The sequence below is a fragment of the Streptomyces sp. SX-6 genome (assembly GCF_059089585.1).
This window is the reverse complement of record NZ_JBTHHU010000044.1, coordinates 34,159-59,019: the sequence shown is the minus strand read 5'-3', so window position 1 is coordinate 59,019 and position 24,861 is coordinate 34,159. Positions and strand designations below refer to the sequence as shown.

Below are 24,861 nucleotides of genomic sequence, written 5' to 3'. Positions count from 1 at the left end.
ACCGCCCTGCGGACGGGACCTGAACGATGGCAGCAACGGAGCGGCCAGTTCCCACAACCCGTCAGGAACCAGCCGCCGCGAAAGATCAACACTCACAAGCGACCATGATGCCGCACGTCACCACAGCGCCACGTGAGACATCCTCTAAGTCCCGTCATTTGACGATGACTTGAGTACGCGAATCGAACCATTGCACCCTTCGCTCACCCCTCTGTGTGTTTCGTCATATTCACCCGATTTCGCCCGTGGTTAGTTTCGTGATGTCCCGATGCGGACCCTGACATTCCGCGCTTGCGCTGTCTACCGGGCATTGCCACGGATCCTCACGGTTCGCGCGCCGCTCACCCCTATGCCGCCCGCGCCTGGACGGAACGGCGAACGCAAGGGAGTCAATCCCGATGAAGATGACAACGCGCCGTTCGGCGGTGGCCGCCGCCGCAACGGCCTGCGGGCTGGCCGGAGCCCTGCTCCTTCCAGCCTCCGCCATGGCTGCTCCTTCTGCCGTTCACGCTCCGCAGGGGCAGGTGAAGGGCGGGGCCGACGACGACAACGAGACGGTCCAGCTGCCCAACGGGCAGACACTGAAGCTGCCCTACAAGAAGCTCCCGCAGACCGCATCGTTCGACGGCGCGGTGCCCGACGGCAATATGACCGACGACACGGTGGACTTCCCCACCGCGATGAAAGCGTTCGCTCCGGACAAGGCCGGGGAGGACCCGACACAGTTCGTGAAGGACGCCGTACTCCCGGAGATCAAGAAGCAGCACCCGGACTGGAAAACAGACGAAGTCAAAAACTTCCACTTGCAGAAGAACTACCACCAGGGCAACTGGTGGTACAACCAGGGACCGTTCAACATGACGATCGACCAGGTCTGCAAGCAATTCGGGCACTGTGCCTTCGTGGGGAGGCTGACGGAAAAGGCCCCGATCGTCATGCAGAGCGACATGGTCCAGGGTCCTGCCTCCATGTCCCTGACCTCGTCCACTTCCAGGACCCACAGCCGGACAACGACCAGTGGCTGGAGCATCGGCGGTGACGTGAAGGGCAGCATGTCTCCCAACGGCGGGGGTCCCGGCGGGTCGGCCGGCGGGTCGTTCACCTACAGCACCAGCACCTCCGACACCGACTCCTACACCTACTCCAGCGGCGCCACCTACTCACGCGATATCTCCAAGGGCAAGTGGGGCTGGGAGCAGGCCCGCATGGTCGGCGGCAAGTACACCGGCTTCTTCATCTACCCCATTCCCGAGGGTATCGGCGTCTACCCGGTCACCACCGGGGTCAAGGCGCCCGGTGACCTGCCCTCGATCTCCCGCAACGTCGTCCTCACCGACGACCAGAACGGCAAGGTCCAGCAGGCCAAGGACGTGGAGAAGAAGATCTCCGACACCTACACGAAGCTCGGCACCGCCAACGCCGATGACCGCCGCACCCTCAACAGCACCTTGACCACCCTCAACACCCAGCTCGACACCGCGCTCAAGGGCCTCGAGCAGGAAGTCCAGCCCGCCCAGTTCTGACGCCCATCCCCCGAAGCACCCAACCCAAGGCCCGGTACGTCACCGACGTTCCGGGCCTTCGAGCACCAACGAGGAGGCTGCCCGCTTGCTCGCCCCTGCCCCCACATCGGCCCTCGCTCCGCCCACCTGGGCACGCTGGACGCGTACTTCACCGGCATGTCGCGGGTGGCGAACTTGAACATCGGGGTTCCATCAGCGCTGGCGCGGATCCGGACGGTGACGGGGTGGCCGCGCATCCTGATGGGCTGCGACAGCAGTTGGTGATCAACGGGCCTGCAGATGTCCACGAGAAATGACGTCACCGAAGACATCAGCAGCCGTGCCCCGGCATAGCTCTGTTAGTTGATCAAGTCCCGTCGTGCGGTGGGGACTCGTGCGTTGCTGCCGCCTGGCATGATCAGTGGCATGAGCTGACGAAGGTGGATCTGGAAGATCCGTCGTCCTTGGACGCACTTTTTGGTACGGCGCCGGATTTCGATGCCGTGGTGTGCTGCGCCGCCAGCGGCCCGCTGATGGATCTGGAATCAGCGACGGATGATGAGATCGCCGCGGGAACGCAGGGCAAGCTGCTGGGCCAGGTCGCGTTGACCCAGCGAGCCGTGCGCCATCTGCGCGACGGCGGCTCCATCACGCTGACCGGAGGAACCTTCTCCGCTCCACTGCCCGGGGGTTCGCTGGGGGCGCTCATCAATACTGGTCTGGAAGGCTTCGTCCGCAACGCGGCCAGCGAGCTGCCACGAAAGCTGCGCATCAATCTCATCAGCCCTGGCTGGATCAAGGAGACTCTGGAAGGCATGGGCGCGGACGGGGCTGACGGCACGCCCGTCGCCGAGGTGGCCCGAGCGTATGTGAAGGCCGTGGAAGGCACTGCGCAAGGCCAGACCATGCGTCCATGAGTGTCGGACGGACACGGCCCGCCGTGATCTTCGTTATTTCGACCAACATCGTTCGATCATGCCGCATCCGGCACGCCCCGAAATGGGAAACAACTGGGAAAAGATCAAGGCAAGTTGCCGCACCGAACTGCTCCCACTCACCCGGCCCTGTCCCCAAAACACCGCGCCCCGGGCCTTGTCGGGCCCGGGGCGCGAGTGCTGCATTGGTTCTCTGAGTGCCGTTGCGCGGAACTTACTGCTTGGCGGCGGCCTTCGGCTCCGGGATGGCATGCGGCTTGCACGTCACGTCGTGGGAGTCGACCTTGCCGGTGAGCAGGTAGGAGTCCACGCGCTCGTTGATGCAGGGGTTCACCAGGCCGGTGACACCGTGCGAACCGGCGCCCTGCTCGACGATCAGGCGGGAGCCCTGGAAGCGCTTGTGCAGCTCGACCGCGCCGGCGAACGGCGTGGCGGCGTCACGGGTGGACTGGATGATGAGGGTCTGCGGCAGGCCCTTGTAGGACTTGACGTCCAGCGGGTTCTGCTGCTTCGTCTTCCAGGTCGCGCACGGCAGGTTCATCCACGCGTTGGACCAGGTCATGAAGGGGTACTTCTTGTTGAGACGGGTGTTGTCCCGGTCCCACTTGGCCCAGCTGGTCGGCCACTTGGCGTCGGCGCACTCGACGGCGGTGTAGACGGCGTTGCCGTTCTCCGCGCTGACCGCGTCCTCGGGCTTGGTGGTCGCCGCGTCGACCAGGGCCTGGGTGTCACCGGCGCGGTACTTCTGCCAGGTGTCGGCGACCGAGATCCACACGGTGTCGTAGTAGGCGGCGCTCTGGAAGAAGTTGATCAGCTCGGCCGGGCCGACGAGGCCGCCGATGGGCTTCTTCTTGGCGGCGGCGCGCAGCTTCAGCCACTGCTCGTGCACCTTGGCCTGGGTGTTGCCGATGTGGAAGACGGCGTCGTGCTTGGCGACCCAGGTCTCCCAGTCCTTGAAGCGGGACTCGAAGGCGACGTCCTGCTCCAGGTTGGCCTGGTACCAGATGTTGCTCTGCGCCGGGTTGACGACGCTGTCCACGATCAGGCGGCGGACGTGGGTCGGGAAGAGGGTGCCGTAGACGGCGCCCAGGTAGGTGCCGTAGGAGACGCCCAGGTAGTTGAGCTTCTTCTCGCCGAGGGCGGCACGCACGACGTCGATGTCACGGGCGGTGTTCGGCGTCGTGAGGTACGGCAGGAGCTTGCCGCTGCGCTTGGCGCAGCCGTCCGCGTACTGCGCGGCCAGCTTGCGCTGGGCGCGCTTGTCGGCCTCGCTGCTGGGCACCGGGTCGGCCTTGGGGGCCTTGATGAACGCCTTGGGGTCGACGCAGGAGATCGGGTTCGACCGGCCCACGCCGCGCGGGTCGAACCCGACGAAGTCGTACGCCTTCGAGATCTTCGTGTAGAGGGGGTTCTTGGTCGTGACCTTGCGCGGGAAGCGCAGGCCCGAACCGCCGGGGCCGCCCGGGTTGTAGACGAGGGAGCCCTGGTGCTCCTTGGCGGTACCGGTGGAACGCACCCGGTCGACCGCGATCTTGATCGTCGGCCCGTTGGGCTTGGCGTAGTCGACGGGAACCGTGACGAAGCCGCACTGGATGGGCTTCTCCAGGCCCCAAGCCGCAGGGCAGTCCTGCCACTTGACGCCCGTCTTCGCCGCCTTCGCGGCGGCCACGGCCACGCCCTTCGCCTCGGCGGCGCCGCCCGGCACCGACTCGGTCGCGCCGGCCGACGGAGCGGCCAGGAATCCGGCGACGAGCGCACCGGTCACCACGGTGCCGGCTGCGCCGAATATCGCTTTAGGTCTCACGTAGGAATCCCCCTGCTGGGACCGCCGCACAGGGCGGCGATGATCACGAAGCTGCTGGGAGGATCCTTCCGTCTCCCCTGCCACGAAGGACAGGCCGTCCGGGCGATTCTTTATCAATCTGTAAGGATGACAACATGCCGGCCGGCATGTACGGCGGTGCTCACCGCAGCCCAAATGCCCCGGAATCCAGCAGTTTCCGGAGGCTCAGCGCGTCCGGCGCCACCGCCGTCGTCACCACCGCGGGACCGGCGAGCGGGGTGACGGCCACGGTGGGGCCGGGCGGGCGGGCCGGGGGCGGGGCGGTGGCGAAGGCCGGATCGACGACGAGGAGTTGGCCCACGGCCCGGTGGCCGCCCAGCACGGCGCCGCCGTCCCAGCCGGGTGCGCCGGGCCCGTAGCGGAGTTCCTGGTCGTAGAGCGTGCGCCCGCCGCGGCGGATGGTCAGCCGGGTGGTGAGCCTGCCGGTCGGCTCGCCCGCCCTGCCGAGGACCTGTTCCTCGCGCAGCACCAGCCGGGCGGTCGGGGCGAGGTCGACGCGGGTGGTCATCCGCAGGTCGCTGCCCCGGGCGGAGATGAGGGGCTCGGGGAACCAGCGCAGGGCGGCGCCGTCGCCGACCGTGATCCGGGTGTCGTACGCGGCCGGTGCGCCGGTGCGGCCGGGCAGCGCGATGGTGGCGGCCGTGGTCGTGAAGCGCAGCGAGGCGCCGTCCTCGAGGTGCACGGTGAGGCCGAGGAGGTCGCCGCCGAGCGGTGCGCTCATGGCGCCGACGAGGCAGACACGGGCCTCGCGGCCGTCCGGGCGCAGCCGGCGCAGGGCGAACGGGCCGTCGCCGTCGAGGACGGGCAGGGCCGTGCCGCCCCGCCCGTCGGGCGCGGCGACGATGCGGGCGGCGGCCCGTACGGCGGTGGCGGTCACGGCGGTGGCGGTCACGGCGGTGGCGGTCACGGCGCCTCGGGAGCGGTCCAGGCGGCGAGCCGCTCGCGCACCCAGTCGCGTACGGGGGCGACGCCGCCCTCGGTGGCGAGGGAGGTGAACGCGACGGGGAGATCGCCGCGTTGGGCCTTGGCGTCGCGGGCCATGCCCTCCAGGTCGACGCCGACGTGGGGTGCGAGGTCGGTCTTGTTGACGACGAGGAGGTCGGCGGTGGTGATGCCGGGGCCTCCCTTGCGGGGGATGTCATCGCCGCCCGCGACGTCGATGACGAAGATCTGCGCGTCGACGAGGCCCTTGGAGAAGGTGGCGGTGAGGTTGTCGCCGCCGGATTCGACGAGGACGAGATCGAGCGGGCCGACCGTGTCCTCGAGGTCCTCGACGGCCTCGAGGTTGGCGGAGATGTCGTCGCGGATCGCGGTGTGCGGGCAGGCGCCGGTCTCGACGGCGGCGATGCGCTCGGGCGGCAACACGGCGTTGCGCAGCAGGAATTCGGCGTCCTCACGCGTGTAGATGTCGTTGGTGACGACGGCGATGGACAGCTCGTCGCGCAGCGCGCGGCACAGCGCGGCTACGGTCGCGGTCTTGCCGGAGCCGACGGGCCCGCCGAGGCCGATGCGCAATGCCCTGCGGGCGCCGTCGGGGCGGAGGGGTTCCGCCGCGCTGTAGGTGTGGCGGTGAGGGAAGGTGTCGTTGGAGTGGTCGAGATGCATGGCGCCTCCATATCAAGCCCGTCCGGCGATTGACGGTGAAAGGGTGGGTCAGGGGCACAACTCCCCCTACGACGCGAACAGCCGCACAGCCCAACCCGCGTGCTGTTCGGCCGTGATGTCGAGCAGGGGTGCCGATGCGGCGGGCAGGGCGTCGGTCCCCTCGTACGCCGCGCGCAGCACGGCCTCCGCGGCGCGCTCGGCGACCCGGTCCAGCTCCGGGGCCAGCCGGGCGAGCACGGCGGTCGCCTCGAACGGGTCGAGGCTCAGCAGCCGTACGACCGCCGTGGCCGGGCCGCCGACCGACTCGTACGCGGCGGCGTACGCCGCGTCGAGCGGCCCGAGTCCGGCCGCGCGGGCGGCGAGGCCGAGCACGACGGGCTGGTGCGCGCCGCGTGGCCGGGCGCCGGCGAGGGCGTCGAGCGCGGGGGACGGCCAGGCCGCCCGTGCGGCGCGCATCATCTGCCGGCCGAGCCGGCGCGCGGCGGCGCGCAGGGCGGGCGAGGGGGTACGGGCGTCGGCGGCGTCGTCGAGTTCGAGCGGGTCGATCCCGGCGGCGGCCGCCGCGGCGAGCCCGGCGGAGGTGAGCCCGGCGGTGTGCAGCCGGCCCCGGCAGAAGTCCTCGAGGCCGGCGGCGTCCCGGATCCGTCCGGCCTTGACGGCCGCCTCCGCGCCGCCGGAGTGCGCGTGCCCGCCGGCGGGGAAACGGCCGTCGGCGAGGACGAGGAGAGCTGCCCGGGTGGCCATCAGAAGAGGAAGTACCGCTGTGCCATGGGCAGTTCCACTGCCGGCTGCGGCTCGACGGGGTCGCCGTCGATGGTGACGGTGAAGGTGTCGGGGTCCACCTCCACGTGCGGGCGGGCGTCGTTGTTGCGCATGTCGGCCTTGGTGACACCACGGGTGCTGCGGATGGGGACGAAGCGCTTGCCGAGGCCGAGGCGTTCGGGAAGGCCGTCGTCCAGGGCCCATGAGGTGGTGAAGTTGAGGGAGTTGGCGGCGGGCGCCCGGCCGAGTGCGCCGAACATGGGGCGCGGCAGCACCGGTTGCGGGGTGGGGATGGAGGCGTTGGCGTCGCCCATCTGTGCCCAGGCGATCTGCCCGCCCTTGATGACGAGCAGCGGTTTGACGCCGAAGAACGCCGGTTCCCACAGCACCAGGTCGGCGAGCTTGCCCTCCTCCACGGAGCCGATCTCGTGGTCGAGGCCCTGGGCCACGGCCGGGTTGACGGTGTACTTGGCGACATAGCGGCGGGCCCGCTGGTTGTCGGCGGGGCCGTCGCCGGGCAGGGGGCCGCGGCGCCGCTTCATCACATGGGCGGTCTGCCAGGTGCGCAGTACGGTCTCGCCGATGCGGCCCATGGCCTGGGAGTCCGAGGAGATGATCGAGATGGCGCCGAGGTCGTGCAGGACGTCCTCGGCGGCGATGGTCCCGGGCCGGATGCGGGATTCGGCGAAGGCGAGGTCCTCGGGGACCGTGGGGTTGAGGTGGTGACAGACCATCAGCATGTCGAGGTGCTCCTCGACGGTGTTGACGGTGTGCGGGCGGGTCGGATTGGTGGAGCTGGGCAGGACGTTGGCCTCGGAGACGACGGTGATGATGTCGGGTGCGTGCCCGCCCCCCGCGCCCTCGGTGTGGTAGGCGTGGATCGAGCGCCCGGCGATGGCGGCGAGGGTGTCGCCGACGAAGCCCGCCTCGTTGAGCGTGTCGGTGTGGATGGCGAGCTGGGACCCGCTCTCCTCGCACACGTGCAGACAGGCGTCGATGGCGGCGGGGGTGGCCCCCCAGTCCTCGTGAATCTTGAATCCGACGGCTCCGCCGCGCAGTTGGGAGCGCATCGCGTCGTACGAGACGGTGTTGCCCTTGCCCAGCAGGCCGATGTTGAGGGGGTAGGCCTCCATCGCCTCGAACATCCGGGCAAGGTGCCAGGAGCCGGGGGTGATGGTGGTGGCCTTGCTGCCCTCGGCCGGACCGGTGCCGCCGCCGACGAGGGTGGTGACGCCGGAGGCGAGCGCGGTCTCGGCGGCCTGGGGGCAGATGAAGTGGACGTGCGCGTCAATGGCCCCGGCGGTGAGGATGCGGCCGTTCCCGGAGATGATCTCGGTCTCGGGGCCGATCACGAGGTCGGGGTGGACCCCGTCCATGGTGTCGGGGTTGCCCGCCTTGCCGATGCCGGTGATCCGGCCGTCGCGGATGCCGATGTCGGCCTTGACGATGCCCCAGTGGTCGAGAACGACCGCACCGGTGATGACGGTGTCAGGCGCGCCGTCGGCGCGGGTGACGCGGGACTGGCCCATGGACTCGCGGATGACCTTGCCGCCGCCGAAGACGGCCTCGTCGCCGGCGTGGCCGGGGCCGCCGCTGCGGTCCTCCTCGATCTCGACGACCAGGTCGGTGTCGGCGAGGCGGATGCGGTCCCCGGTGGTGGGGCCGTAGAGGTCGGCGTAGGCGGCGCGGCCGAGTATCGAGGGGTCGGACATCAAGGGGTCAGACATCGAGAGGGCCCCCGCATGCGCCGCGCAGTCCCCCGACGATCCGCTTGCCCGCGAGGGGGACGAGGGTCACCTCGGCCGGGATGCCCGGCTCGAAGCGCACGGCCGTGCCGGCCGCGATGTCCAGGCGCTTGCCGTGGGCGGCCGGACGGTCGAATTCCAGGCCGGGGTTGGCCTCGGCGAAGTGGTAGTGCGAGCCGACCTGTACCGGGCGGTCGGCGGTGTTGAGCACGGTCAGCCGGGTGCGGTGCAGGCCCTCGTTGAGGCGCACGGGACCGTCGGCGTAAAGGATCTCTCCGGGAATCACCGGTGTCCCCCCGTCAGGAAATGGGCTCGTGGACGGTGACGAGCTTGGTCCCGTCCGGGAAGGTGGCCTCGATCTGGACATCGCGGATCATCTCCGGGATGCCGGACATCACCTCGTCGCGGGTGAGCACCTTGCGCCCGGAGGACATGAGCTCGGCGACGGTGCGGCCGTCGCGGGCGCCCTCGAGGATGTGCGCGGTGATCAGGGCCACCGCCTCGGGGTGGTTGAGGAGCAGTCCGCGGCCGCGGCGCCTCTCGGCGACGTCGGCGGCCACGTGGATGAGCAGCCGTTCCTGTTCATGCGGGGTCAGTTGCATGCGCCCACCTCACTGTCGTTCTCGAGCGGCGGGACATCACCCGGGCTCAACAGGATGTTGACCTTTGGGAATCCCCGTCGGGAAGAGGTGATTGCACGTTAGTGCTCAAGCTTTTCCGGCACGTTAACTGTTGCTTTGCCGCACCATGGCGCAGGCCGGGCGTCAGTGACGCATGGTGCCCCCGGGGTCGCGGTGCTCGGCGGCGATGCCGAACCGCCGGCGTTCGCCGGGAGCGGACGGCAGGGGGCGCACACCGGACACCGTGCTGATCACCTGCTCCTCCGCCTCCGCTCCGCCCTCCTCGAGTCGCTGCAGGTCGGCAGCGGACACCAGGGCGACAAGCGGCTTCCCGTGGCGCGTGACGACCACCCTCTCCCCGCCATAGACGACGCGGTTGATCAGGTCCGCCAGCTCGGCTCGGGCTTGCGTCACAGGAATCTCGTAGGCCATGCTCCCATTCTAACTGGATGTACGTCCTGTACATTTTTTACAGAAACACAGGCGCACAGACGCCGAGGAGCGAGGAGCCGTCATGCATCCGTTCAGCGCCCGCCACGTCCTGCCGGAGTTCACCGAGCGCACGGCCACCGGAACCCGCACAACGGACCCGTACTCGAAGCTGCTGTCGGAGCGGATCGTCATGATCGGCACCCCGATCGACGACACCACCGCGAACGACGTGATGGCGCAACTGATGCATCTGGAGCACGCGGCGCCCGAACAGGACATCTCGCTGTACATCAACTCCCCCGGCGGCTCCTTCTCCGCCATGTGCGCCGTCTACGACACCATGTGCTTCGTCACCTGCGACATCGAGACGATCTGCCTGGGCCAGGCCGCGTCGGCCGCCGCCGTGCTGCTGGCCGCGGGCACCCCGGGCAAGCGGGCGGTGCTGCCGCACGCTCGGGTGCTCATCCACCAGCCCGCTCTCGCCGAGCCGGTCCAGGGCACGCCGTCCGATCTGGAGCTGCACGCACGGGAGTTGGAGCGGGTCCGGGAGCTCCAGACCGGGATCCTGGCCCGGCACACCGGGCAGAGCACAAAGCGCGTCGACACCGACACCGACCGCGATACGGTCTTCGACGCCGCCGCGGCGGTGGCCTACGGGCTGGCCGACCGGGTGATCGGCAGCCGGAAGCACGACCTCGCGCTGCCCGGGGCCAGGTGAGCGCCGTGCTGCCGCCCCCGCTGCCGCCGCTGCCCGCGCTGACCCGGGCGGAGGGCGAACTGGTGGACCGCTATCTGGAAGTACTGGATCTCCTCGGCCGGATCAACCCCGCCCGCGCACGTGACACGTACAGCGGGCTACGAGCGGCGCAGGCCCTGGTGTCCGCCGCCACGGCACTGCGCGAGGCACTGACGGTCATGTACGAGCGAGGTGAACGGGAGGTGTACGCGGGCACGTTGGCACAGGCGATGCGGATCCTGGACGGCGAACGGCGGGCCGGGCGGGTGATGTCGCCACCGCCGTCGGCCGGTTGAGAAACGAAAACGCTTTTCGACAGGTTTCCTCCAGACGTCGGAGGCGTACGTAGACACCACGCAGCGATCATCCCGATCGGAGCGCGCATACCGCGCTCGGGTGATCCGTAGCCCGCGCAGGTGGCGGACTCAGCAGCCCCGTTCACCGAGTCCCAAATGCCCTCGCGTCCACCTGAATTGCCCACAGGTGATGAGGCTCACATATCGCTGGATCCGCTCGGAATCGGCGCCGCGGCTGCGCCAAGATCCTCGGGACGACAAGACCCCGCCACACGGCGGGGCGGTCCGGGCGGACGCCGAACCCTGCCGCCGCCCGGCCGGTGGGTCGAAGGAGTGCACCGGCAGGGGTGGAGGACCCGAGCACGACGGGGCGCTGGGGGTCATGACAGCGCTCCTTGGGGTGAAGCCGCTCAGGCGGCCGGGCATTCTTCGCCTGCCCGAACCCGACAGGTCACCCTTCACAGGCGACTGACGAAGGGTTCGCGCATGGGCAAGCACAAACGACCGCCAAAGCTGTCCAAGGCCAAGGCCGCTTCGGCCCTGACCCTCGCCGCCGTCGGCGCCACGGTGCTGGCGCCGGGCAACACCTCCAGGGCCGAGGCCGTGTCGGTCCCGGTCCGGGCACTCCAGATCGCCGCCTCCAAGGTCGGCTCGCCCTATCAGTGGGGCGCCACGGGCCCGTACCGCTTCGACTGCTCCGGGCTGACCCAGTACTCCTTCAAGCGGGCCGGCAAGAAGCTGCCCCGCACCGCCGAGGAGCAGTACAACCGCACCCTGCACATTCCCCGTTCGGTCCGTGAGCGCGGGGACCTGGTGTTCTTCCACCACGGGGGCGCGGTCTACCACGTCGGGATATATGCCGGGAACGGCCTGATCTGGCACGCGCCCAAGACCGGCGCGGCCGTCCGTCTCGAGCGGATCTGGAACCGCAACGTCTGGTACGGCCGCGTGGCGGACTGAAGTCCGCTCCGCCGCACGGCGGCACCACACCGACCGCCGCCCGGCGACCGGCCGGCACGACCGGCCCTCCTCCTGCGAGCGCGTCACGAGCGCGCCGGGCGGGTGGCGTACGGCCAGGAGCTCCCAGCCGTACGCCACCCGCCCTCCCGTCCCCGGCGTCAGCGCACGGGCACGGTCCACGGCAGGCAGATCCACACGGTCTTGCCCCCGTCGGCGGTCGGGGTCACCGAGACCCTGCCACCGCGCTCGGCGGTGAGGCAGCGGATGATGACCATGCCGCGCCCGTTGTCCTGCTGGACGGCGGCGGGCAGCCGCCGCGGATGGCGCGGATGGCTGTCCGTGACACCGATGCGCAGCCGCTCGTCCCGCTCGAGACGGACGTCCACGGTGAAGGTCGGCGACTGGCCCCGTGTGTGCTGCACGGCGTTGGTGGCCAGCTCGGAGACGATCAGCCGCACCCTGTCGGCGTCCTCGGTACCGTCCGGCATGCCCCATTCCGCGAGGACCCCCGCGACATAGCGGCGGGCCGTGGAGACCGAGGCGGGGGCGCTCGGCAGAGTGACGGAAGCTTCCTGGTGATCTGCCATGGCGCTGTCCCTTTCCCGCCCGAGACCGGTACGGCTCTGCGCGACAGACTGCCACCGACAACGCCCGTGATGGGAGCGATCCACCGAGATATGCATATATCTGTCCCTCGAAGCGGTGAACTCTGCTACGAGAGACCGGATTTGGCAGCCAACATGGTCTATTGACTCTGACGTGTGGATTTGGGGCACCGCAGACAGGCCCCGGGAAAGGAGGGGCGGCAGATGCGCTACGGACCCGCGGTGCGCCGTCGCAAGCTCGGCGCGGAACTGCGCCGCCAGCGCGAGCTGACCGGGCTGACCAGCCGGCAGGCCGCGGAGGCGGTCGGCTGGCACCAGTCGAAGGTGAGCCGGATCGAGACGGGCAGCAGCGGTGCCAAACCGTCCGACGTGGCCCGGCTGCTCGATGTCTACCAGGTGTCGGACCCCGAACTGCGCGCCCTGCTGGAGGCGTTGTGCGGTGCGGACCGTACAAGCGGCGGAGGCGCCAGGCGCGCGCCGCGCCGCGGCTGGTGGTACGCGTACCGCGATCTGCTGCCGTCCGCCTATCTCGACTTCATCAGCCTGGAGTCGGAGGCGTCCCGTTCGCGCACGCTGGAAACGACCGTGGTGCCGGGCCTGTTGCAGACGCCGGAGTACGCCCGCGCCGTGACCCGCGCGGCCCTGGGCGACCCGCCCGCGCAGCAGGTCGAGGAGCTGGTGCGGGTGCGGATGGCGCGGCAGTCCGTGCTGCACGGCGACCGTCCGCTGGAGCTGTGCGCCGTGCTGGACGAGGCCGTCCTGCGTCATGAAGTGGGCGGCCCGGAGGTGATGTCGGGACAGCTGCGGCATCTGGTGGAAACGGGTTCACTGCCGCATGTGCGGCTCCATGTCCTTCCCTTTTCACAGAGCAACCACATTGGCATCACCGGCCCTTTCGTTATTTTTTCCTTTCCTCGCATCGCCGATCTGGACGTGGTTGTTCTCGACCACTTGACGAGTAGCCTCTACTTAGAGCGGAAAGAGGACCTCCGGGCGTACAGCTCGGCTTTCGGCATGCTCCGGGCGCACGCCCTCTCGCATGAGAACTCGCTGGATTACATCGCCGGGATCCATGGCAGCGCGTAAGAATCACGCAGGGAGGCGCAATGTCCGCACCAACGTGGCGCCGAAGCAGCTACAGCACCGGAATGAACAACTGCGTCGAAGCCGCGAGGGTCGCGCCGGAACTGCTCGCGGTGCGCGACTCCAAGTACGCCCGCGGTCCGGCCCTGTTACTCTCCCCCGCCGCCTGGACCCCCTTCGTCAGGGGCGTGTGCGACGGCGGGTTCGACGAGTTCCCGCGCGGGGTCTGAGCGGTCAGAGGCCCGGCGCCGTCCGCACGATCACCTCGGCGGCGGCGGCCACTTGGCGGTCCGACAGGTCCGCGCGGGCGGTCAGCCGCAGCCGCGAGACGCCGTCCGGCACGGACGGCGGCCGGAAGCAGCCCACCGCGAGCCCCGCCTCCCGGCAGTCGGCGGCCCACCGCACCGCCGCCTCGGGCGAGGGGGCCCGTACGGAGACGACGGCCGCGTCGGGGCGTACGGCCGTCAGCCCCGCCTCGGTCAGCCGGCGGTGGAGCTCGCGGGCGACGGACCGGACCCGGGAGGCGCGCCACGGTTCGCGGCGCACCAGTTCCAGGGCGGCCAGGGCCGCGCCGGCCGCGGCCGGTGCGAGGCCCGTGTCGAAGATGAAGGTGCGGGCGGCGCTGACGAGATGCCTGATGACCCGCTCGGGACCGAGCACCGCACCGCCCTGGCTGCCGAGCGCCTTCGAGAGCGTCACCGTGGCCACCGTGTCCGGGGACCCGGCCAGGTGGGCCGCGTGCAGTGCGCCGCGCCCGCCCTCGCCGAGCACGCCGAGCCCGTGGGCGTCGTCCACCAGCAGCGCGGCGCCGCCGTCCCGGCACGCCCGGGCGAGGGCGGGCAGCGGGGCGGCGTCGCCGTCGACGGAGAAGACGGAGTCGGTGATGACGAGGGCGCGTCCGTCGTGCGCGGCGAGCGTCTTGGCCACGGCCTCGGGGTCGGCGTGCGGGACGACGGCCCTCGGGGCCCGGGCGAGCCGGCAGCCGTCGATCAGCGAGGCGTGGTTGCCCTCGTCCGAGACCAGCAGGGTGTCGCCGTCGGGCGCGGCCGAGAGCGCCGTCACGGCGGCGAGGTTGGCGGCGTACCCGGAGGAGAAGACGAGGGCGGACTCGAAGCCGCAGAACGCGGCGAGTTCCCGCTCCAGCCTGGCGTGCAGTTCCGTGCTGCCGGTGACCAGGCGGGAGCCGGTGGCCCCCGCGCCCCAGCGCCGGGCCGCCTCGGCGGCGGCCTCGGTGACCTCGGGGTGACGGGTCAGGCCCAGGTAGTCGTTGCCCGCCAGATCGGTGCGGCCGTCGTCCGCCGGACGGGGGCGCAGGGTGCGGACGAGCCCGGCGGCGCGGCGCCGCTCGTGCTGCTCGTCGATCCAGTCGAACACATCGGCACCGGCCATGGATTGTCCTCGGCTTCTGTGGGGTTCGCATAAAACCGTATGGGGGCACACGGGGGACGGGGCCCCAACCTAGCCGCCATCCAGGCTGGTCAGGGTGTGGTGATCCACACACCCCAGACACCCCCTGTTGTTGGGTCTCCACCTTGGCCGGGCATGGGAGCGTAGGCAAGGATCACCGCCATGGACCTGCTCAACACGCTCGTGGACAAGGGGTTGCGGCGCGAGCTGCCGACCCGCGAAGAGGCGCTCGCCGTGCTGGCGACCTCCGATGACGACCTGCTCGACGTGGTGGCCGCGGCCGGCAAGGTGCGCCGCAAGTGGTTCGGGCGACGGGTGAAGCTCAACTACCTGGTCAACCTCAAGTCCGGCCTGTGCCCCGAGGACTGCTCGTACTGCTCGCAGCGGCTCGGCTCCGAGACCGGCATCCTGAAGTACACCTGGCTGAAGCCGGAGGAGGCCTCGAAGGCGGCCGCCGCGGGGGTCGCCGGGGGCGCGAAGCGCGTCTGCCTGGTGGCCAGCGGCCGCGGGCCGACGGACCGGGACATCGACCGCGTCTCGAAGACCATCGAGGCGATCAAGGAGCAGAACGAGGACGTCGAGGTGTGCGCGTGCCTCGGGCTGCTCTCCGAGGGCCAGGCGGACCGGCTGCGCGAGGCGGGCGTCTACGCGTACAGCAACAACCTCAACACCTCCGAGGCGACGTACGCCGACATCACCACCACGCACACCTACGCCGACCGCGTGGACACCGTGCGCAAGACGCAGGCGGCGGGCATGTCCGCCTGTTCCGGGCTGATCTCCGGCATGGGCGAGACCGACGAGGACCTGGTCGACGTGGTGTTCGCGCTGCGCGAGCTGGACGTCGACTCGGTGCCGGTCAACTTCCTCATCCCGTTCGAGGGCACGCCGCTGGCGAAGGAGTGGAACCTCACCCCGCAGCGGGCGCTGCGCATCCTGGCGATGGTGCGGTTCGTCCACCCGGACGCGGAGGTGCGGCTGGCCGGCGGGCGGGAGATCCACCTGCGCTCGCTGCAGCCGCTGGCGCTGCACCTGGCCAACTCGATCTTCCTGGGCGACTACTTGACCAGCGAGGGCCAGGAGGGCAAGGCCGACCTGGCGATGATCACGGACTCGGGCTTCGAGGTGGAGGGCATGGGCACCACGACGCTGCCCGCCCACCGGGCCGACGTCGCCGCCGGCGCGGGCTGCGGCGGCGGGAGCTGCGGCCCGTGCGGGGACTCGGGGGACGCCGGGGACGGCGCTGCGGAGGCCACGGCCTCCGACGAGGCGCGGACCGACCTGGTCGCCGTGCGCCGCCGCGGCGCGGGAACGGACCTGCCGCCCAATGCCTGAGCCCCTCTCCCCCGCCGAGCTGCTGGCCCTCGACCGGCAGCACGTGTGGCACCCCTACGGGCCGATGCCCGGCCGCCAGGACCCGCTGATCGTCGAGTCCGCGTCCGGCGTACGGCTGCGGATCACCGAACCGTCCGGGGAATCCCGCGAGTTGGTGGACGGGATGGCGTCGTGGTGGTCGGCCCTGCACGGCTACAACCACCCCGTGCTGAACGAGGCCGCCCACGCCCAGCTGGAGCGCATGAGCCATGTGATGTTCGGCGGGCTCACCCACGAGCCCGCCGTCCGGCTGGCCGCCGAGCTGGTCGGGATCACGCCCGAGGGGCTCGAGCACGTCTTCCTCTGCGACTCCGGTTCGGTGTCGGTCGAGGTGGCCGTGAAGATGTGCCTGCAGTACTGGCGTTCGGCCGGGCGGCCGGAGAAGCAGCGGCTGATGACCTGGCGCGGCGGCTACCACGGGGACACCTGGCAGCCGATGTCGGTCTGCGACCCCGACGGCGGCATGCACACGCTGTGGTCGGGAGCCCTGCCGCGGCAGGTGTTCGCGGACGCTCCCCCCATCGGCTTCGACGCCGGTGTGGACCCGGCGTACGAGGCCCACCTCCGCGAGCTGATGGAGCGCCACTCCCACGAGGTCGCCGCGATGATCGTGGAGCCGGTGGTGCAGAACGCGGGGGGCATGCGCTTCCACTCCCCCGGCTATCTGCAGGTGCTGCGCCAACTGTGCGACGAGTTCGACGTGTTGCTGGTGTTCGACGAGATCGCCACCGGCTTCGGCCGTACGGGCGCGCTCTTCGCCGCGGACCACGCGGGCGTCACCCCGGATGTGATGTGCCTGGGCAAGGCGTTGACGGGCGGCTATCTGACGATGGCCGCGACCCTGTGCACGCCCCGCGTCGCCGACGGCATCTCGCAGGGCGAGGTACCGGTGCTCGCGCACGGCCCCACGTTCATGGGCAACCCGCTGGCGGCGGCGGTGGCGTGCGCGTCCCTCGGCCTGCTGACCGGACAGGACTGGCAGGGCGAGGTCAAACGCATCGAGGCGGGCCTGCGGGAGGGCCTGTCGGGCGCTCTCGGCCTGCCGGGCGTACAGGACGTACGGGTGCTCGGCGCCATCGGTGTCGTCCAGCTCGACCACGACGTCGACATGGCGGCGGCACGGCGGGCCGCGGTGCGCGAGGGCGTCTGGCTGCGGCCGTTCCGCAACCTCGTCTACACCATGCCGCCGTACGTCACCGGGGACGCGGACCTGGAACGCATCTGCGCGGCCGTGCACGCCGTCGCCCGGGAAGCCTGAGGCTCCCGTACAAAGCCCGTACGAAGAAAGGGGAACTGTCGTGTCAGTACTGATCGTCTCGGGCACGGGCACGGAGATCGGCAAGACGATGACCACCGCCGCGGTCGCCGCGGTGGCGCTGTCCCAGGGGCGCTCGGTGGCCGTGCTCAAGCCCGCGCAGACAGGCGTCTCGGCCGGCGAGCCGGGGGACATCGCGGAGGTCGAGCGGCTGGCCGGTCCCGTGACGGGCGTCGAACTCGCCCGTTTCCCCGAGCCGTTGGCGCCGGGCACGGCCGCCCGTCGGGCGGGCCGGGCACCTGTGCGGCCGCGGGAGATCGAGCGGGAGGCGGCGCGGCTGGCGAAGGACCACGACCTGGTCCTGGTCGAGGGCGCGGGCGGACTGCTGGTGCGCCTCGACGACGCGGGCGGCACCCTCGCGGACGCGGCCCGGCTGCTGGACGCGCCCGTCCTGGTCGTCGCCCAGGCGGGCCTCGGCACGCTCAACGTCACCGCGCTCACGGCGGAGGCGCTGCGGGCGCGGGGGCTGCGCTGCGCGGGTGTGGTCATCGGCAGCTGGCCCGCCGCACCGGATCTCGCGATGCGCTGCAACCTCGGCGACTTCCCCCGGGAAGCGGAGGCCCCGCTGGTGGGCGCGATCCCCGAGGGCGCGGGCGCCCTGGCACCGGGCGCTTTCCGCGCGGGGGCGCCCGGCTGGCTCGCCCCGGAGCTCGGCGGCGTCTGGGACGCCGCCCGGTTCGCGGCGGACGGGCAGGGCTGAGGGCGTACAACTGGCACCGCCGCACGGAAGGTTGCGGCGCGGCGGCGGTGCCGGCCGGCGCGGCCGGGGGAACAATCGCGGTAGCCGTCGTACCTCCGGGAAGAGGTGTGCCATGCCGCTCCGCAACGCGAGAACGCCGCACGACGCCGTGCACCATCCGGTCTTCGCACGGGTCTGGGCGAAGGTGAGTCCGGTCATGGACGAGCGGTCCGGGATGGCGGCGTACCGGCGCGAGCTGCTGACCGGGCTGTCGGGCCGGGTGATCGAGATCGGTGCGGGGAACGGCCTGAACTTCGCCCACTATCCGGGTGCCGTCTCGGAGGTGGTCGCGATCGAACCGGAGCGGGAGTTGCGCAGGCTGGCCGCGGAGGCCGCGGTACGCGCCGGGGTTCCGGTGGACGTGGTGCCGGGCGCGGCGGAGGCGCTGCCCGTCAAGAGCGAGGCGTTCGACGCGGCGGTCGCGTCCCTGGTGCTGTGTTCCGTACGGGACGTGCGGCGGTCGCTCTCGGAGCTGCGGCGGGTGCTGCGGCCCGGGGGCGAACTACGGTTCTTCGAGCACGGGATCGCGGAGGAACGGGCGCTGGCGACCGTGCAGCGTGCTCTGGACGGCACGGTGTGGCCCCTGTTGTGCGGCGGCTGCCACACCTCGCGGGACGTGCTGGGGGCACTCGAGGCGGCGGGCTTCGCGCCCGTCACGTACCGCAGGCTGCGGATGCCCGACACCCGGATCCCGCTGCCGGCTTCCACGTGCGTACTGGGAACAGCGGTGCGGCCGACGGTTATCGGAGATACCTTCCGATAACCGGTCTGACCTCTTTCGCCCGCTAGGTGACCTCAACAGGTGGGCATCGGAGGAGGCCCAGTAAAGGCCGAACACAACAGCCCGGGGCTGTCGTTCGACTCGCCGCGCGAGCGGGTCGCACACCGTCACCGAGCTGAAGCGACTGCTCGGCGACCCCGAGCACAAGCCGGGCGTCGCGCAGTCGCCGTTCCCGCCGCTGATGCTCGGCGGCAACGGCGACCGGGTGCTGTGGCTCACCGCACAGCACGCGGACATCGCGGCCTTCACCGGAGCGGTGGAAGATGCCGAGGGCACGCTGAAGCTCATCAGCCCCTCCGCGCTCGAGGAGCGCGTCGCGCGCTACCGGGGCTTCGCGGCGGACCGCGAGTCGCCCGCGGAGCTCAACTACATCGTGCAGGTCGTGTTCGCCACGTCCGACCGGCGCGCCAAGGCCCGCGAGCTGGTCCCGCGCGCGCAGGGCCTCGGCGAGGACGAGCTGCTCGAGCACCCGGCGCTGCTGATGGGCTCGGCCAAGGAGATGGCCGAGCAGCTGCGCGCGCACCGGGAGCGGTTCGGCTTCACCTACTTCACCGTGCTGGAGCCCGGCGCCGACGCCTTCGCCCCGGTGATCGAGGAGCTGCGGGGCAGCTGATCACTGGCCGACCGGTCACGGCCGACGGCGGGGTTTGCCCATCCTTTACGATGGATCGTTGTCCTCCCCGTCGATCCCGTCGATCAGTGAAAGGTGTGAGCGTCCGCCCATGGGCGAGCCTCCCAGTACCGTGTTCCTCCGGCCCGTATCCGATCATGGGGCGGAGGTGACCCGATGACTCACGCGCTCCTGCTGGTGCTCGCCCTGCTGCTGACGGTCGCCTGTGCCGTCTTCGTGGCCGCCGAGTTCTCCCTGACCACCGTCGAGCGCAGCGAGCTGGAGCGGGCCGCCGAGAGCGGCGACCGAGGTGCGCAGAGCGCCCTCAAGGCCGTCCGCGGACTCACCTTCCAGCTCTCCGGGGCCCAGCTCGGGATCACCCTCACCGGGCTGGTCATCGGCATGGTCTCCAAGCCGTCCGTGGCCGCGCTGCTCACCGGCCCGGTGGAGGCGCTCGGGCTGCCCGCCTCGGTGTCCTCCACGGTCGCGCTGATCCTGGGCACCGTGCTCTCCACCGTGGTGCTGATGGTCATCGGCGAGCTGGTGCCCAAGAACTGGGCGATCTCCCGGCCGCTGCCGGTGGCGAAGAAGGTCGCGGGTCCGCAGCGCGCGTTCACCGCGGCCTTCCGCCCGCTGATCCGGCACCTGAACAACACCGCCAACCGCTCGCTGCGCAGGATGGGCGTGGAGCCGGCCGAGGAGCTGGCCACCGCGCGCGGTCCGCAGGAGCTGATCGCGCTGGTCCGCCACTCCGCCCGGGAGGGCGCGCTGGAGGCCGACACCGCCGAGCTGTTCGTGCGCACGCTCAACCTCGCCGACCTGACCGCGGAGAACGTCATGACCCCCCGGGTCCAGGTCACCGCCCTCGACGCGCGGGCCACCGCCGAGGACGTCGCGAACGCCACCCGGGACACCGGCCTGTCCCGCTTCCCGGTCTACCGGGGCAATCTGGACACGGTCATCGGCATCGCCCACATCAAGGACGTCCTGGCCATACCGGCCGACCAGCGCCCGCTGCGCCCGGTCACGGCCTTCCTGCGCGAGCCGCTGCTCGTGCCGGAGTCGCTGACCGTGGACCGGCTGCTGGACCGGCTGACCGCCAAGCGCAGCATGGCCGTCGTCATCGACGAGTACGGCGGCACGGCCGGCGTGGTGACCTTCGAGGACATCGTCGAGGAGGTCGTCGGCGAGGTGCGCGACGAGCACGATCCCGACGAGCTCCCCGACCTGGCCCCGGCCGGCGCGGACGCCGAGGGGCGCATGCTCTACGACGCGGACGGCGCCGCCCGGACCGACGACCAGCTCGAGGCGATCGGGCTGCGGGTGCCGGAGGGGCCGTACGAGACGCTGGCGGGCCTGATCGCCACCGAGCTCGGCCGCATCCCCGCCGAGGGCGACACGCTCGAGGTGGCGGGCTGGCGGATCGAGGTGACCGACGCCTCCGGGCGGCGCGCCGCGCGCGTCCGGCTGACGGCGCCGGCTTCCGGGGAGGCGGCCCGATGACCATCGTCCAGTTGCTCGTGGGCCTGGCGACCCTGGTCGTCAACGCCTTCTTCGTGGGCGCGGAGTTCGCCCTGATCTCGGTCCGCCGCGGCCAGATCGAACCGCTCGCCGAGGACGGCGACCGGCGTGCCCGCAGCGTGCTGTGGGGTCTGCGGCACATCTCGGCGCTCATGGCGGCGGCGCAGCTCGGCATCACGCTGTGCACGCTGGTGCTGGGTGTGGTGGCCGAGCCGACCATCGCCGGGCTGCTCGAGCCGGTCTTCGACGCGGCGGGTGTCCCGTCGGGCCTGACCCATGTGTTCTCGTTCGTGATCGCCCTGGCGGTGGCGACGTACCTGCACATGCTGTTCGGCGAGATGGTGCCGAAGAACGTGGCGCTCGCCGAGCCCGTGCGTACGGCGCTGCTGCTGGGTCCGCCGCTGGTGGGGCTGGCACGGGCGCTGCGCCCGGTGGTCTTCGCCATCAACCAGCTGGCGAACGCGCTGCTGAAGCTGCTGCGGGTGGAGCCGAAGGACGAGGTGGCGGCCGTCTTCTCGGACGACCAGCTCGCCCGGATGGTCACCGACTCCAGCGAGGCCGGTCTGCTGGACGCCCGGGCCACCGAGCGGCTGCAGGACGCCCTGGAGCTGGGCAAGCGTCCGGTCGTGGACGTGGTGATGCCGCTGGAGCGGGTCGTCTCCGCGCGGCTGGGCGTCACGCCCGAGGGGCTGGAACGGCTCGCCGCCGCGTCCGGCTTCTCCCGCTTCCCGGTCACCGACACCGCCGACCGCATCCTCGGCTATCTGCACGTGAAGGACGCGCTGGACGCCGAGCCCCGCGACGTGCCGTTCCCCCGGGAGCGGATGCGCCCGATCGCCCGGGTGCGGGCGGACACCCCGCTCGACGACGTGATCACGGCGATGAGCGGCACCGGTGCCCACCTCGCCGCGGTGATCGGCGAGGACGACCGGCTCAGCGGGCTGGTCACGCTGGAGGACGTGCTGCGCGAGCTGGTGGACCGCCGGCCGTGACGACTGGCGGTCCGTAAGGTTGAATGAGCAAGTGATTGCTCCGTACACCAGTTTTGTCGCGGTCGGCGACTCCTTCACCGAGGGCATGTCCGACGAGCTGCCGGACGGTTCGTACCGCGGATGGGCCGACCTGCTCGCCGCGCGCCTCGCGGCCCGTACGCCCGGCTTCCGCTACGCGAACCTCGCGGTGCGCGGCAAGCTCATCGGGCAGATCGTGGACGAGCAGTCGGCGCCCGCCGCGGCGCTGGGCGGCGACCTGGTGACGCTGGTCGGCGGGCTCAACGACGTGCTGCGGCCGTCGTGCGACATGGACGTGGTGTGCGGCCGCCTCGGCGAGGCGGCCGCGCGGCTGGCCCCGGGCTGCCGGCAACTGGTGCTGATGCGCAGCCCGGCCCGACAGGGACCGGTGCTGGAGCGGTTCCGGCCGCGGGTGGAGCGGCTGTTCGATTTCGTGGACGAACTGGCCGAGCGGCACGGTGCCGTGGTCGTCGACCTCTTCGGCGCGCGTGCGCTGAGCGATCCCCGGCTGTGGGCCGAGGACCGTCTCCATCTGAACGCCGAGGGGCACCGGCGGGTGGCGGAGGCGGTCTGGCAGGCCCTCGGGCACGCGCCGGAGTCCGACTGGCACACCCCGCTGCCGCCGGCCGTGCGCCCGGGCTGGGCCGCCCGGCGCGGCTCCGACCTGCGCTTCGCCCGCGAGCACCTGCTCCCGTGGATCGGGCGCCGGGTCACCGGCCGCTCGTCGGGCGACGGCAGGACGGGCGCCCATGTCGACGCCGCGTCGGGGCGGGCGTTCTGGGTCACGCCCGAGGACGGCGGCCCGGTGGCGCGGTGGCGGCGGGTGCCCGCCTCATAGCAACCCACAACCCGGGCCATGGCGCTGGCCTGCACGAACCACCAGTGCTGTGCCATCCCGGGGGACAACCCCCGGACCCCCGGCCAGTAAGATTCCGTCACGTGACTGCAAAGCCCCGCATCCCCAACGTCCTGGCCGGCCGCTACGCCTCCGCCGAGCTCGCCGTCCTGTGGTCCCCCGAGTACAAGGTGACGCTGGAGCGGCGGCTGTGGCTCGCCGTGCTCCGCGCCCAGAAGGACCTGGGCGTCGATGTGCCCCAGGCGGCGCTCGCCGACTACGAGCGGGTGCTCGACCAGGTCGACCTCGCCTCGATCGCGGAGCGCGAGAAGGTGACCCGGCACGATGTGAAGGCGCGCATCGAGGAGTTCAACGCGCTCGCCGGGCACGAGCAGGTCCACAAGGGCATGACGTCCCGCGACCTCACCGAGAACGTCGAGCAGCTGCAGATCCGGCTGTCGCTGGAGCTCGTGCGCGACCGGGTCGTCGCCGTGCTGGCCCGGCTGGGGAAGCTGGCGGCCGACCACGCCGAGCTGGTCATGGCGGGCCGTTCGCACAACGTCGCCGCCCAGGCCACCACGCTCGGCAAGCGTTTCGCGACCACGGCCGACGAACTGCTGGTCGCCTACGGGCGGCTGGAGGAGCTGCTGGGCCGCTACCCGCTGCGCGGGATCAAGGGCCCGGTCGGCACCGCCCAGGACATGCTCGACCTGCTGGGCGGGGACGCCGCGAAGCTGGCCGATCTGGAGCAGCGCATCGCGCGGCACCTCGGTTTCGGGCAGGCCTTCACCTCGGTCGGCCAGGTCTACCCGCGCTCGCTCGACTACGACGTGGTGACCGCGCTGGTGCAGCTGGCCGCCGCCCCGTCCTCGATGGCGAAGACGATCCGGCTGATGGCCGGGCACGAGCTGGTCACCGAGGGCTTCAAGCCCGGCCAGGTCGGCTCGTCGGCGATGCCGCACAAGATGAACACCCGTTCCTGCGAGCGGGTCAACGGCCTCATGGTGATCCTGCGCGGCTACGCCTCGATGACGGGCGAGCTGGCGGGCGACCAGTGGAACGAGGGTGACGTCTCCTGCTCCGTGGTGCGCCGGGTGGCGCTGCCGGACGCGTTCTTCGCGCTCGACGGCCTGCTGGAGACGTTCCTGACGGTGCTGGACGAGTTCGGCGCGTTCCCCGCGGTCGTCGCCCGTGAGCTGGACCGCTACCTTCCCTTCCTCGCCACCACCAAGGTGCTGATGGGCGCGGTGCGGGCGGGTGTCGGGCGCGAGGTGGCGCACGAGGCGATCAAGGAGCACGCGGTCGCGTCCGCGCTGGCCATGCGCGAACAGGGCGCCGAGCGCAACGAGTTGCTGGACAAGCTCGCCGCCGACGACCGCATCCCGCTGGACCGTGCCGCGCTCGACGCGCTGATGGCCGACAAGCTGTCCTTCACCGGTGCCGCCGCCGACCAGGTGGCCTCCGTGGTCTCCCGGATCGAGGAGATCGCCAAGCGCCACCCGGAGGCCGCCGCGTACGCGCCGGGGGCGATCCTCTGACGCCCGCCGAGTTGGAGGCCGCCCGCGACCGCATCGTTCCCGATGTGGTCGGGGGCGGCCTCCGCGTGCTGTTCTGCGGTATCAATCCGAGCCTGATGACGGCGGCCACCGGTCACCACTTCGCCCGGCCCGGCAACCGATTCTGGCCGGTCCTGCACGCTTCCGGTTTCACTCCGCGCCGTCTGCACCCGTCGGAGCAGGGGGTGCTGCCGGAGTACGGGCTCGGCATCACGAACGTGGTGGCGAGGGCGACGGCCCGCGCGGACGAGCTCTCCGCCGAGGAGTTCCGCGTGGGCGGGATCGCCCTCGCCGACAAGGTGGCGCGGTGGAAGCCGCGTTGGCTGGCGGTCGCGGGCGTGACCGCCTACCGGGCCGCATTCGGTGAGAAACAGGCACGAATCGGCGCCCAGGAGCGGACGTTCGGGACAACCCGGATATGGGTTCTGCCCAACCCCAGCGGTCTCAACGCGCATTGGTCGCTCGCGGCGATGGCCGAGGAGTACGGACGACTGCGGGAGGCCGCCGAAGCGCCGGAGTGACTCCCGCCCTCGCCACCCTCCTGCTCACCGGCTACGATCCGGAACGCAAAGAGCACGCAAAGCGAGGA

General features: G+C 71.2%; 27 protein-coding genes and 1 riboswitch. Of the genes, 17 read left to right on the top strand and 10 right to left on the bottom strand.

What is annotated here, in order from left to right:
• The first annotated feature begins 398 nt into the window (after positions 1 to 398).
• Complete coding sequence (locus ACV530_RS33285) at positions 399 to 1,523, top strand: hypothetical protein (protein ID WP_494336428.1); 1,125 nt, start codon at positions 399 to 401, stop codon at positions 1,521 to 1,523.
• 329 nt (positions 1,524 to 1,852) lie between these two features.
• Complete coding sequence (locus ACV530_RS33280; RefSeq protein WP_494336431.1) at positions 1,853 to 2,419, top strand: SDR family oxidoreductase; 567 nt, start codon at positions 1,853 to 1,855, stop codon at positions 2,417 to 2,419.
• 232 nt (positions 2,420 to 2,651) lie between these two features.
• Here ACV530_RS33280 and ACV530_RS33275 read toward each other — a convergent pair whose 3' ends face one another.
• From ACV530_RS33275 to ACV530_RS33240, 8 genes are all read right to left on the bottom strand, one after another.
• Positions 2,652 to 4,241 (bottom strand): alpha/beta hydrolase, encoded by a 1,590-nt coding sequence (locus ACV530_RS33275; protein WP_494336427.1) that lies wholly within the window; start codon positions 4,239 to 4,241, stop codon positions 2,652 to 2,654.
• Between the two features lie 160 nt (positions 4,242 to 4,401).
• A complete protein-coding gene (locus ACV530_RS33270) occupies positions 4,402 to 5,187 on the bottom strand; it encodes an urease accessory protein UreD (RefSeq protein WP_494336426.1) in 786 nt (261 codons plus the stop codon).
• A complete protein-coding gene (ureG, locus tag ACV530_RS33265) occupies positions 5,184 to 5,885 on the bottom strand; it encodes an urease accessory protein UreG (protein ID WP_494336425.1) in 702 nt (233 codons plus the stop codon). Before ureG ends, ACV530_RS33270 begins: the two co-directional genes overlap by 4 nt.
• A gap of 66 nt (positions 5,886 to 5,951) precedes the next feature.
• Positions 5,952 to 6,629 (bottom strand): urease accessory protein UreF, encoded by a 678-nt coding sequence (locus ACV530_RS33260; protein WP_494336424.1) that lies wholly within the window; start codon positions 6,627 to 6,629, stop codon positions 5,952 to 5,954.
• Positions 6,629 to 8,374: an urease subunit alpha gene (locus ACV530_RS33255; RefSeq protein ID WP_494336423.1), complete on the bottom strand. Its 1,746-nt coding sequence runs from the start codon at positions 8,372 to 8,374 to the stop codon at positions 6,629 to 6,631. Before ACV530_RS33255 ends, ACV530_RS33260 begins: the two co-directional genes overlap by 1 nt.
• Positions 8,367 to 8,678, bottom strand: coding sequence for an urease subunit beta (locus ACV530_RS33250; protein ID WP_494336422.1), 312 nt, complete (start codon positions 8,676 to 8,678; stop codon positions 8,367 to 8,369). The genes ACV530_RS33255 and ACV530_RS33250 overlap by 8 nt, the downstream gene beginning before the upstream one ends.
• Before the next feature lie 13 nt (positions 8,679 to 8,691).
• Positions 8,692 to 8,994, bottom strand: coding sequence for an urease subunit gamma (locus ACV530_RS33245; RefSeq protein WP_494336421.1), 303 nt, complete (start codon positions 8,992 to 8,994; stop codon positions 8,692 to 8,694).
• Positions 8,995 to 9,156: 162 nt separating this feature from the next.
• Positions 9,157 to 9,444, bottom strand: a complete 288-nt coding sequence (locus ACV530_RS33240; RefSeq protein ID WP_494336420.1) for a type II toxin-antitoxin system Phd/YefM family antitoxin — start codon at positions 9,442 to 9,444, stop codon at positions 9,157 to 9,159.
• 82 nt (positions 9,445 to 9,526) lie between these two features.
• Here ACV530_RS33240 and ACV530_RS33235 point away from each other — a divergent pair, with 82 nt between their 5' ends.
• The 3 genes from ACV530_RS33235 (at position 9,527) to ACV530_RS33225 (ending at position 11,436) form a co-directional block, all read left to right on the top strand.
• Entirely contained in the window at positions 9,527 to 10,162 is a 636-nt protein-coding gene (locus ACV530_RS33235; protein ID WP_494336419.1) for an ATP-dependent Clp protease proteolytic subunit, read from the top strand.
• 5 nt (positions 10,163 to 10,167) lie between these two features.
• On the top strand, positions 10,168 to 10,476 hold the full coding sequence (locus ACV530_RS33230; RefSeq protein WP_494336418.1) for a hypothetical protein: 309 nt from the start codon (positions 10,168 to 10,170) through the stop codon (positions 10,474 to 10,476).
• 284 nt (positions 10,477 to 10,760) lie between these two features.
• A riboswitch (cyclic di-AMP (ydaO/yuaA leader) is annotated at positions 10,761 to 10,958 on the top strand.
• Between the two features lie 4 nt (positions 10,959 to 10,962).
• Complete coding sequence (locus ACV530_RS33225; protein WP_494336417.1) at positions 10,963 to 11,436, top strand: C40 family peptidase; 474 nt, start codon at positions 10,963 to 10,965, stop codon at positions 11,434 to 11,436.
• Between the two features lie 158 nt (positions 11,437 to 11,594).
• On the opposite strand, the gene ACV530_RS33220 is transcribed toward ACV530_RS33225, so the two are convergent.
• Positions 11,595 to 12,023: an ATP-binding protein gene (locus ACV530_RS33220; protein ID WP_494336416.1), complete on the bottom strand. Its 429-nt coding sequence runs from the start codon at positions 12,021 to 12,023 to the stop codon at positions 11,595 to 11,597.
• 222 nt (positions 12,024 to 12,245) lie between these two features.
• Between ACV530_RS33220 and ACV530_RS33215 the strand changes: the two genes are divergently transcribed.
• Together ACV530_RS33215 and ACV530_RS33210 are read left to right on the top strand one after the other, a co-directional pair.
• Positions 12,246 to 13,127: a helix-turn-helix domain-containing protein gene (locus tag ACV530_RS33215; protein WP_494336415.1), complete on the top strand. Its 882-nt coding sequence runs from the start codon at positions 12,246 to 12,248 to the stop codon at positions 13,125 to 13,127.
• A 20-nt stretch (positions 13,128 to 13,147) separates the two neighbouring features.
• The gene (locus tag ACV530_RS33210) at positions 13,148 to 13,354 is read left to right on the top strand and encodes a DUF397 domain-containing protein (protein WP_494336414.1); all 207 of its coding nucleotides are present in this window, start codon (positions 13,148 to 13,150) and stop codon (positions 13,352 to 13,354) included.
• A gap of 4 nt (positions 13,355 to 13,358) precedes the next feature.
• Here the strand turns inward: ACV530_RS33210 and ACV530_RS33205 are convergent, their stop codons facing one another.
• Positions 13,359 to 14,513, bottom strand: a complete 1,155-nt coding sequence (locus ACV530_RS33205; protein WP_494336413.1) for an 8-amino-7-oxononanoate synthase — start codon at positions 14,511 to 14,513, stop codon at positions 13,359 to 13,361.
• Positions 14,514 to 14,693: 180 nt separating this feature from the next.
• On the opposite strand from ACV530_RS33205, the gene bioB reads away from it, so the two are divergent.
• The 10 genes from bioB (at position 14,694) to mug (ending at position 24,793) form a co-directional block, all read left to right on the top strand.
• Positions 14,694 to 15,866, top strand: a complete 1,173-nt coding sequence (bioB, locus tag ACV530_RS33200) for a biotin synthase BioB (RefSeq protein WP_494336412.1) — start codon at positions 14,694 to 14,696, stop codon at positions 15,864 to 15,866.
• Positions 15,859 to 17,163, top strand: coding sequence for an adenosylmethionine--8-amino-7-oxononanoate transaminase (locus ACV530_RS33195; RefSeq protein ID WP_494336411.1), 1,305 nt, complete (start codon positions 15,859 to 15,861; stop codon positions 17,161 to 17,163). Before bioB ends, ACV530_RS33195 begins: the two co-directional genes overlap by 8 nt.
• 40 nt (positions 17,164 to 17,203) lie before the next feature.
• The gene (gene bioD / locus ACV530_RS33190) at positions 17,204 to 17,920 is read left to right on the top strand and encodes a dethiobiotin synthase (protein ID WP_494336410.1); all 717 of its coding nucleotides are present in this window, start codon (positions 17,204 to 17,206) and stop codon (positions 17,918 to 17,920) included.
• Positions 17,921 to 18,032: 112 nt separating this feature from the next.
• Positions 18,033 to 18,722, top strand: coding sequence for a class I SAM-dependent methyltransferase (locus ACV530_RS33185; protein ID WP_494336409.1), 690 nt, complete (start codon positions 18,033 to 18,035; stop codon positions 18,720 to 18,722).
• A gap of 199 nt (positions 18,723 to 18,921) precedes the next feature.
• The gene (locus tag ACV530_RS33180; RefSeq protein ID WP_494336408.1) at positions 18,922 to 19,353 is read left to right on the top strand and encodes an LLM class oxidoreductase; all 432 of its coding nucleotides are present in this window, start codon (positions 18,922 to 18,924) and stop codon (positions 19,351 to 19,353) included.
• Positions 19,354 to 19,527: 174 nt separating this feature from the next.
• On the top strand, positions 19,528 to 20,853 hold the full coding sequence (locus tag ACV530_RS33175) for a hemolysin family protein (RefSeq protein ID WP_494336407.1): 1,326 nt from the start codon (positions 19,528 to 19,530) through the stop codon (positions 20,851 to 20,853).
• Positions 20,850 to 21,863, top strand: coding sequence for a hemolysin family protein (locus ACV530_RS33170; RefSeq protein ID WP_494336406.1), 1,014 nt, complete (start codon positions 20,850 to 20,852; stop codon positions 21,861 to 21,863). The genes ACV530_RS33175 and ACV530_RS33170 overlap by 4 nt, the downstream gene beginning before the upstream one ends.
• 31 nt (positions 21,864 to 21,894) lie before the next feature.
• Entirely contained in the window at positions 21,895 to 22,719 is an 825-nt protein-coding gene (locus ACV530_RS33165; RefSeq protein WP_494336405.1) for an SGNH/GDSL hydrolase family protein, read from the top strand.
• Between the two features lie 101 nt (positions 22,720 to 22,820).
• Positions 22,821 to 24,254, top strand: coding sequence for an adenylosuccinate lyase (gene purB, locus ACV530_RS33160; RefSeq protein WP_494336404.1), 1,434 nt, complete (start codon positions 22,821 to 22,823; stop codon positions 24,252 to 24,254).
• Positions 24,251 to 24,793, top strand: coding sequence for a G/U mismatch-specific DNA glycosylase (mug, locus tag ACV530_RS33155; RefSeq protein ID WP_494336430.1), 543 nt, complete (start codon positions 24,251 to 24,253; stop codon positions 24,791 to 24,793). Before purB ends, mug begins: the two co-directional genes overlap by 4 nt.
• Positions 24,794 to 24,861 lie beyond the last annotated feature (68 nt).

Bases quoted from the DNA above. Each gene is read 5' to 3' on its own strand.
- ACV530_RS33255 (WP_494336423.1), bottom strand. From the start codon at position 8,374: ATGTCTGACCCCTTGATGTCCGACCCCTCGATACTCGGCCGCGCCGCC.
- ACV530_RS33205 (WP_494336413.1), bottom strand. From the start codon at position 14,513: ATGGCCGGTGCCGATGTGTTCGACTGGATCGACGAGCAGCACGAGCGG.
- ACV530_RS33240 (WP_494336420.1), bottom strand. From the start codon at position 9,444: ATGGCCTACGAGATTCCTGTGACGCAAGCCCGAGCCGAGCTGGCGGAC.
- ACV530_RS33180 (WP_494336408.1), top strand. From the start codon at position 18,922: ATGCTCGGCGGCAACGGCGACCGGGTGCTGTGGCTCACCGCACAGCAC.
- ACV530_RS33235 (WP_494336419.1), top strand. From the start codon at position 9,527: ATGCATCCGTTCAGCGCCCGCCACGTCCTGCCGGAGTTCACCGAGCGC.
- ACV530_RS33245 (WP_494336421.1), bottom strand. From the start codon at position 8,994: ATGCAACTGACCCCGCATGAACAGGAACGGCTGCTCATCCACGTGGCC.
- ACV530_RS33210 (WP_494336414.1), top strand. From the start codon at position 13,148: ATGTCCGCACCAACGTGGCGCCGAAGCAGCTACAGCACCGGAATGAAC.
- ACV530_RS33175 (WP_494336407.1), top strand. From the start codon at position 19,528: ATGACTCACGCGCTCCTGCTGGTGCTCGCCCTGCTGCTGACGGTCGCC.
- ACV530_RS33225 (WP_494336417.1), top strand. From the start codon at position 10,963: ATGGGCAAGCACAAACGACCGCCAAAGCTGTCCAAGGCCAAGGCCGCT.
- ACV530_RS33260 (WP_494336424.1), bottom strand. From the start codon at position 6,629: ATGGCCACCCGGGCAGCTCTCCTCGTCCTCGCCGACGGCCGTTTCCCC.
- ACV530_RS33220 (WP_494336416.1), bottom strand. From the start codon at position 12,023: ATGGCAGATCACCAGGAAGCTTCCGTCACTCTGCCGAGCGCCCCCGCC.
- ureG (WP_494336425.1), bottom strand. From the start codon at position 5,885: ATGCATCTCGACCACTCCAACGACACCTTCCCTCACCGCCACACCTAC.
- ACV530_RS33195 (WP_494336411.1), top strand. From the start codon at position 15,859: ATGCCTGAGCCCCTCTCCCCCGCCGAGCTGCTGGCCCTCGACCGGCAG.
- ACV530_RS33170 (WP_494336406.1), top strand. From the start codon at position 20,850: ATGACCATCGTCCAGTTGCTCGTGGGCCTGGCGACCCTGGTCGTCAAC.
- ACV530_RS33185 (WP_494336409.1), top strand. From the start codon at position 18,033: ATGCCGCTCCGCAACGCGAGAACGCCGCACGACGCCGTGCACCATCCG.
- ACV530_RS33215 (WP_494336415.1), top strand. From the start codon at position 12,246: ATGCGCTACGGACCCGCGGTGCGCCGTCGCAAGCTCGGCGCGGAACTG.
- bioB (WP_494336412.1), top strand. From the start codon at position 14,694: ATGGACCTGCTCAACACGCTCGTGGACAAGGGGTTGCGGCGCGAGCTG.
- ACV530_RS33285 (WP_494336428.1), top strand. From the start codon at position 399: ATGAAGATGACAACGCGCCGTTCGGCGGTGGCCGCCGCCGCAACGGCC.